Source organism: Campylobacter showae CC57C, assembly GCF_000344295.2.
Lineage (GTDB): Bacteria > Campylobacterota > Campylobacteria > Campylobacterales > Campylobacteraceae > Campylobacter_A > Campylobacter_A showae_B.
Window position 1 is genome coordinate 1 of sequence record NZ_AOTD01000144.1, and the last position, 7,605, is coordinate 7,605.

Consider the following 7,605-nt stretch of genomic DNA (forward strand, 5'->3'; position numbering starts at 1 on the left):
GTCGGCAAGCCAAACGTCGGCAAAAGCTCGATCTTAAACTCGCTTTTGTCCTATGAGCGCGCGATCATCAGCGACGAGGCAGGTACGACTAGAGACAGCATAGAAGAAGCCCTAAAAATCGGCACTCATCTCGTGCGCATCATAGACACGGCAGGTATCCGCAAAAATGCGGGTAAGATCGAGCAGATCGGTATTTCGTATTCGCTACGAGCTATCGAGGAGGCCGACGTTATCTTGGCCGTTTTTGATGCGTCGCAGGAGGCCGACGAGCAGGATAACGAGATCCTGGAGCTTTTAAAAAACTCGCAAAAAAAGATTTTTTACGTTTTAAATAAATGCGACCTCGGCGTTAAATTTAGCGCTCCAGTGGGCGCGATACAAATTTGCGCCAAGCAAGGAACGGACGAGATAGTAAATAGTCTAAAAACCTATCTCGACGCCCAAGAGACGAGCGAGATACTACTAAACTCCGCTCGTCAAATTTCATGCTGCGAGGCGGCGAGCGAGGCGATAAAAAGGGCGTTAAATTTACTTGCCCAGTCCGAGCTCGAGCTCTTTGCCTACGAGCTAAATACAGCAATAGAGCAAATCTCGTCAATCACGAAACCGTTTGAGCGAAGCGAAATTTTAGACGAAATGTTTAGCAATTTTTGCCTCGGAAAATAACGAAATTTACTTTATAAAAAAGAAAAAATAATGAAAAAAATCTTATCTATAGCCGCTCTAGCTGCGTTGCTGGGCGGTTGCATGCCTTCACACGATCATCTAGCAAGTAGCGTAGTATCGCCTGAACCGGACTGGATCAAATATCTAGAAAACGACGGCACCGTCGGCGATGTCGCATTTTTCTCAGAAAATTTGAGCGCAACTCACGCGCAAAAAAACGGCGATATCATCGGTATGGCGCTCATAAAAAGAGACGGTCAAAATTTGAAGCTTGGCGATATGTACGCGCAAAACGGTATTTCGTTTATAGTTTTGGAGCTTAACGATAAGGAAAAATTTGGCTATCAATACATAAATATGCGCGATAAAAACGAGCTTGCGACTCTAAGAGGGGCCAAAAAGGTCAAATTTTATCAGTTTGGCGGCGGCATATTAGAGAGCGTAGTTTTTAGCTCGGACTCGGGCGCCGTGTGCGAGAGTTTTGCGGTGGGTAAGACGGTAAAAGCTCATGCCGTGACTAATTATTACGATAAAGAAAGTCCCGACAATAGCGAGTTTTTCGCGACTTTGATGGATATCGGAGTGAAAAAGGGCAAAAGCGCCGAGATCAAAAATCTAGACTTTAAATTTTTCGTTAGCGACGGCAAGCTAGCTAGCACGCAGACGCGGGCTCGATCGGCGGAATTTAGGAACAAAGTCATAGACGCCGACGCTAAAAAACAGGAGCAAATCCTATCAAATATCGTTTGCGCCGCGCCTAAAAACTGATCGCTTTTATCAAATTTAAACACGAACGCGAGATGAAAAACTTATTTCTAGCGGCTATTGCGGCCCTGGCTTTTTACGGTTGCGCCGGCATCACTAGCAGCGCAAATATAGCCGAGCACGACGTCTCAAATATCGATGTTCCCGAGGATGGCTGGACGAGATATCTGGGTACTGACGGCGCCGTTAGAGAGGTTGCCTTTTTGACGGCATTTTTCTCGCGTGATTTTCGCGCTCAGCCTGAGGACGGCGAAGCTACGGGCTTTGCTCTTACTAAAAAAGAGGGCAGCAGACTACCTTTTAGGCTCGGCGCCGTCTATAAAAGCGGCGGTAGTGCGTTTATGCTAAAGGACGCCGATACCGAGGCGGAGTTTGATCTAAAAGACGAAGCGAGTGCGACCCAGCTTCGTGGCGCTCGGCGGATCAAATTTTACGAATTTAGCTCAAATTTGACGACGGTAGCAGTTTTTGAGGCGCCGATTTCGGTTTGCGAGGCGTTTCAAAAAGGCGGCAGTGTGAGCGTGAAATCAGCATCTAGCTACTATGATACGCAAAATTTAGAAAAACGGTATTTTACCGCCGTTATAACGCAGGCAAAAATTTCATCCAAAAGCGGCGCGCTACTTTTAAAATCTCAGATAAAAAATTTTACAAATTCCGATGGCTTGCGAGAAGTCGCCGAAAAAACGCCTAAATTTGAGGAAAAAATCCAAAACGAGTTGCGCAGGTACAGGCCGAGGCTTAGTCAAATTTGCTCTTTGGGCGAGAAGTAAAGAGAATAAAATGAAAAATACGATGATTTTTAAGACGGTAGCGGCGGCTGTCGCGGCGTTGGCATTTAGCGGTTGTGCTGGCATCACCGGCGACATAGGCGGCGAGAGAGCGTGGCGTACGTATATGGAAAACGACGCTAGCATACAGCAGATCGGATTTATAACCGAAACCACGGTCTACGAGATGAGCGGCGGTAAAAAAGAGGAAAAATTCGGCGACTACATGGGTAGGGCCGAGGTGAAATCGCCTGGCGAGAGCGACTCGGCGAGCCAAAATCTAGGCTGGGTTTACTCAAGCGGTGACGGTGTAAAAACTCTGATAGTGATTGATCTAGATAGCAGTAGAAATGTAGATTTGAGCGATAAAGACGAGATAAAAAAGCTACAAAACTCAAAGAAATTTAAGTTTTACGAATTTGGCGGCGGGATCCTTGAGAGCGTGGTTTATAGCGCGCAAAAATCTCCCGTTTGTAAGGCGTTTTTTGGCGGCGAACCTATAAGCGCCAGAAGCGTGACGAACTACTACGTGGGCGCGTCTGACGAGTTTTTCGCTACCGTGATCGACGCGAAGATAGTCGGAAACAAAGGCTTTGAGATAAAAAATCTGGACTTTAAATTTAACCTGTCGAGCAGCAAACTAGCCGAAGCTAAAGAGCAGGCAACCTCTGCGAAATTTAGACAAGACATCATCGATCAAGACGTCAAAAAGCAAGGACGCATCCTGCTAAACATACTTTGCTACTATAGTATGCCGAGCAAGTAGGCATTTGCGGCGGGTAATCGCCCGCCGAATTTAGCGGAATATCGGACTTTCTTGCGTCAAATTTAGGGTACTAATATGCTTAAATTTTTAATTTTCCACAGCTACTTTAAATTTGGCATTTATCTAAAATTTGAGTTACTTTCCGAGACCCGCACCTCAAAAATGCCAATTTTTCGGTTAAATTTAGAGCCGAATCAATAACTATAAACAGAATATTTTTAGCTTGCCGTATGAAATTTAGACTCTTGTTTTATTCGCCAAATTTACCCCGCTCTCACTCCTTTGGTTTATCAAGTTTTTATGCGAATTTAAGTAAAATCAACCAAAATTTTTTAAAGGCTAAAAATGGACAAAGCTACCGTAAAAGCGCACAAAATCAGCGATCAAGAGTATGAGGAGATCCTAAAGATCCTAGGCAGAGAGCCAAATTTGCTCGAGCTTGGGATATTTTCCGCGATGTGGAGCGAGCACTGCAGCTACAAGTCGAGTAAAAAGTACCTAAACGGCTTCCCGACCAAGGCGCCGTGGGTGATTCAGGGGCCGGGCGAGAACGCGGGCGTCATCGACGTCGGAGGCGGCGTTGCGGCGGTGTTTAAGATGGAGAGCCACAACCACCCGAGCTTCATCGAGCCTTTTCAGGGCGCGGCAACGGGCGTGGGCGGGATACTGCGCGACGTATTTACGATGGGCGCGCGGGTCGTGGCGAACATGAACTCGCTGCGATTCGGCGAGGTGAGAGGCGAGAGCGAAAATGCGAAAAAACAGCGCTACCTGCTAAAAGGCGCGGTCGCGGGCATCGCTCACTACGGCAACTGCATGGGCATCCCTACTATCGGGGGCGAGACGACGTTTGATCCTATTTTTAACGGCAACATCCTAGTAAACGCATTTGCGCTCGGGCTTTGCAAGAGCGACGAGATATTTTACGGCAGAGCCGAAGGTATCGGCAATCCCGTGATCTACGTCGGCTCAAAGACCGGCCGCGACGGGCTCGGGGGCGCCGTGATGGCGAGCGATAGCTTTAACGACGCGAACAAATCCCTGCGCCCGACCGTGCAGGTAGGCGATCCGTTTGCAGAAAAGCTGCTGATGGAGGCGTGCTTGGAGCTCTTTAAAACCGACTACATCGTGGGTATCCAGGATATGGGCGCGGCGGGGCTAACGTCTAGCAGCTTTGAGATGGCAGGACGCAGCGGCAGCGGTATGAAGATGTATCTAGACCGCGTACCTATGCGCGAAACCGGCATGACGCCTTATGAGCTAATGCTGAGCGAATCTCAGGAGCGCATGCTCATCTGCGCCAAAAAAGGCTGCGAGCAAAAGATACTCGAGATATTTAAAAAATGGGATCTGGACGCCGAGATTATCGGCGAGGTAACCAATAGCGGCGTGATGGAGCTTTATTGGCACGGCGAGCTAGCGGGCGAGATACCGATAGCGCCGCTTAGCGAAGCCTCTCCGGTGCTTGACCGACCGACCGCTCGTCCGAAATACCTAGACGAAATCAAAAATTTACAAATCCCTGAAAACGTCGATAATAAAACCGCGTTTTGGAAGCTGCTTGGCGAGCCTGAGGTGCTAAACAAGTCGCTGATCTACGATCAATACGACGCAAATATCCAAACAAACACGATCAAGCAGCCCGGACTCCTAGGAGCTGCGGTTATCCGCGTGAAAGAAACGGGCAGGGCGATCGCGATGGCGGCGCAGTGCGACCCGAGGGCGAATTTCGTCGATCCTAAAATCGGCGCGGCTAGAGCGGTCGCGGCTGCTGGACGAAAGGTCGCGATGAGCGGAGCGACGCCTCTAGCCATCACCGACTGCCTAAACTACGGCAATCCGCAAAATCCGGAGGTCATGTGGCAGTTCGCGCAGGGCTGCGAGGGTATCAAAGAGGCTTGCCGCGAACTAAATACGCCGGTCGTCAGCGGCAACGTGAGCCTATATAACGACACCGAGGGCGTGAGCGTCTATCCGACGCCGGCGATCGTGACGGTGGGCGTGAACGAGGATGCAAGCGCGAGCCTTCCGAGCGTCTTTACTAGCGCTGGCACGGCGATATACGTGCTTGGCGAGACGAAGGGCGAATTTGCCGCGTCGCTTTATGCTAAGGCGCTATTTGGCGCGGTGGGCGGCGAGCTAGTTGCGGTGGACTATAAAAAAGAGCGCGCGCTGTGGGATCTGGTTATCGAGGCAAATAAATCGGGTGCGCTAGAGTTTGCAAACAGCGTAGGCGTGGGCGGCGTAGCGATAACGCTAGCTAAAATGGCATGCCTGAGCGGGCTTGGCTCGGAGTGCAAATTTGACGTTAAAAAGTCAAATTTCATCTTTGACGAGAGCTTTTCGCGCGCGATCGTCGGCGTAAAAGACGAGGCTAAATTTGAATCTCTAGCCGCTAAACACGGCGTCAAATTTGAAAAAATAGGTAGCGTGGGCGGAGATAAATTTAAGCTAAACGATATCGAAGAAAAGCTAAGCGATGTGAGCGAAGTTTATTTTAATAAATTTGCCGCAATCATCCGCCAAGAGGACTAAGATTTGACGCCCAATTTTGGCGCGGCGGGTTTGGACTGGCTAAATTTGAGCGGCGCAAATTTGATGCGCTTGTCAAATTTAGCTTGCTTTGGCGATATTTATCCGCGCACCTTGGCGTCAAATTTGATCAAATTTAAGCAGCTCGCGATGATAATCCGTGATCTTGCCGAGCTTGCAGGTGACCGTAAAGGTAAAATTTAACACGAATTTGAAAGGAAAGTAGATGTCTTGGAAAGACTTTTTAAACAACAAAGAAGAAGAACAGCCGCAAAAGGAGGGCAGAGGAATGGATCAAAAAAGCGTAGCTAAGCCTCCGGTGCTATTTAGCGAGACTCAGCAGGTACTAAAGGCGATCGAGGCCAAACTGGGCGGCACGCTCATCACATACTACAACTCAAACGCGGGCAGCGTCTGCGGTAACGACGCGAGCGCGATGTATGAAATTTTAAAGGGCAAAAAGATAGAAAACGCGTTTTTGTTTATCAAAAGTGACGGCGGCAGCGGTATCGCAGCGCTTCGTATCATCAGTACTCTGCGAAACTACTGCAAAAACATCACCGCGCTTATCCCCGCTAACTGCGCGTCGGCCGCGACGATGATGGCGCTTGGCGCAAACGAGATCGTGATGGGGCCTCTAGCGTATCTAACCGCCGTCGATACCTCGCTAAAGCACGCAATGAGCCCGATAGATAACGGCAACGAGCGCGTTAGCGTGTCGATGGACGAGCTAAACCGCGTGATAAAACTATGGAAAATGCACGAAAAAGACAACGACGAAAACCCGTATAAATCGCTATATAACTACATCCATCCGCTGGTTTTTGGCGCAGTAGACCGCGCCAGCTCGCTCTCGCTAAAGATTTGCTGCGAGCTTTTGCGCTACCACATGAACGACGAGGCAAAGATCCAAAATATCTCCGAGCGCCTAAACAGCGATTATCCGGCGCATGACTATCCGATACTTTTCCGCGAGGCCGAGGAGATCGGGCTGCACGTGCAAAAGATGGACAACGAGCTAAACGAGATGCTCCAAGAGCTCACGCTTCTTTACTCTGAGATGGGACAGCGCGCCTTTACCGACTACGACGAGAACAGCTACCATGACAACAACATCGCCAACATCATCGAGGCAAACGGCAAGCAGATTTATTATCAGATCGACAAGGACTGGTTCTACCGCCCCGACGAGCGCCGCTGGAACGTGATGAACGACGAGAGCTCGTGGCGTAAAAACGAGCTAGTGGGCGGCAAGCTCAAAAATACAATTTATCATTTATGGTGATATTTTGAATTTTATCTTTTGGTTTTTGATCTTTTGCGGGATTTATTATCTGGTCTCAAATTTCAGCCAAAATCCCGCAAATTTAGGCGGCTCACGAAAAAAGGCGATGTTTGAGGAGGCGAAATTTTTAGTTAGCCTGCTCGCCAAAGTCGCCAAAAGCGACGGCAGGGTAAATGAGCTAGAAGCCCGCCTCATAAGCGAAACGCTCGATGATATCACGCTAAGGCTCGGCAACGACGCAGCGATGAGAGCGGAGCTAAAGCAGATCTATAACCGCGAAAAAGAGACGGTGCATAACGCCTACTTTATCGCGCGGCAGTACAGAGATCGCTTCCGTCTTAGCCAAGACGCCGCGGCTGCGAAGATATCGTTTTTACTAAATTTGGCCTACATCGACGGCGAATTTAGCAAAAGCGAGCGCAACGTCATCGAGCAGATTGCCTCGGGATTTGGGCTTGATGAGGGTATTTTTGAAGCGATACTGGCGAGGTTTGAGGCATTTTACGATCAAAGACAGACGCAGAGAAATCCTTACGAAATGCGTACGAAAAGCCCGTATGCAGTGCTTGGGCTAAAAGAAGGCGCGTCCTTTGATGAGGTAAAAAAACGTTACCGCGAACTCGTAAAAAAGTATCATCCAGATATCCTTATGGGGCGCGGCGAGAGCGAGGAGATGATAGAAAAGAGTACCCGAAAACTGCAAGAGATAAATGAGGCGTATGAGACGATAAAACAAAGTGCAGCTTAGAGGCTTGTCTTTTTGATTTATACTTTGTTGGTTCTAAATTTTACTCGGTCATTACCCACTCGGTAACTCCCGT

Annotated in this window: 8 protein-coding genes; all 8 read left to right on the plus strand. The window is 48.9% G+C overall.

Annotated elements, in window-relative coordinates; translation table 11 throughout:
- Positions 1 to 666 (plus strand): GTPase (locus H740_RS05550; RefSeq protein WP_002952251.1); only part of this gene is annotated, 666 nt, incomplete at its 5' end.
- 30 nt (positions 667 to 696) lie between these two features.
- Positions 697 to 1,434 (plus strand): hypothetical protein, encoded by a 738-nt coding sequence (locus tag H740_RS05555; protein ID WP_002952255.1) that lies wholly within the window; start codon positions 697 to 699, stop codon positions 1,432 to 1,434.
- Between the two features lie 32 nt (positions 1,435 to 1,466).
- On the plus strand, positions 1,467 to 2,204 hold the full coding sequence (locus H740_RS05560; RefSeq protein WP_002952257.1) for a hypothetical protein: 738 nt from the start codon (positions 1,467 to 1,469) through the stop codon (positions 2,202 to 2,204).
- 10 nt (positions 2,205 to 2,214) lie between these two features.
- Positions 2,215 to 2,967 (plus strand): hypothetical protein, encoded by a 753-nt coding sequence (locus H740_RS05565; protein WP_004322793.1) that lies wholly within the window; start codon positions 2,215 to 2,217, stop codon positions 2,965 to 2,967.
- Positions 2,968 to 3,312: 345 nt separating this feature from the next.
- Positions 3,313 to 5,502: a phosphoribosylformylglycinamidine synthase subunit PurL gene (gene purL / locus H740_RS05570; protein WP_004322795.1), complete on the plus strand. Its 2,190-nt coding sequence runs from the start codon at positions 3,313 to 3,315 to the stop codon at positions 5,500 to 5,502.
- Positions 5,503 to 5,505: 3 nt separating this feature from the next.
- Positions 5,506 to 5,703 carry a hypothetical protein gene (locus H740_RS05575; RefSeq protein ID WP_004322797.1) on the plus strand — a complete coding sequence of 66 codons (198 nt, stop codon included), beginning with the start codon at positions 5,506 to 5,508 and terminating at the stop codon, positions 5,701 to 5,703.
- 22 nt (positions 5,704 to 5,725) lie between these two features.
- A complete protein-coding gene (locus tag H740_RS05580; RefSeq protein ID WP_004322799.1) occupies positions 5,726 to 6,784 on the plus strand; it encodes an SDH family Clp fold serine proteinase in 1,059 nt (352 codons plus the stop codon).
- A 4-nt stretch (positions 6,785 to 6,788) separates the two neighbouring features.
- Positions 6,789 to 7,532 (plus strand): TerB family tellurite resistance protein, encoded by a 744-nt coding sequence (locus tag H740_RS05585; protein WP_004322801.1) that lies wholly within the window; start codon positions 6,789 to 6,791, stop codon positions 7,530 to 7,532.
- Positions 7,533 to 7,605: the final 73 nt, after the last annotated feature.

Coding starts and splice junctions, on each gene's coding strand:
- purL (WP_004322795.1), top strand. CDS start 3,313: ATGGACAAAGCTACCGTAAAAGCGCACAAAATCAGCGATCAAGAGTAT.
- H740_RS05560 (WP_002952257.1), top strand. CDS start 1,467: ATGAAAAACTTATTTCTAGCGGCTATTGCGGCCCTGGCTTTTTACGGT.
- H740_RS05580 (WP_004322799.1), top strand. CDS start 5,726: ATGTCTTGGAAAGACTTTTTAAACAACAAAGAAGAAGAACAGCCGCAA.
- H740_RS05555 (WP_002952255.1), top strand. CDS start 697: ATGAAAAAAATCTTATCTATAGCCGCTCTAGCTGCGTTGCTGGGCGGT.
- H740_RS05565 (WP_004322793.1), top strand. CDS start 2,215: ATGAAAAATACGATGATTTTTAAGACGGTAGCGGCGGCTGTCGCGGCG.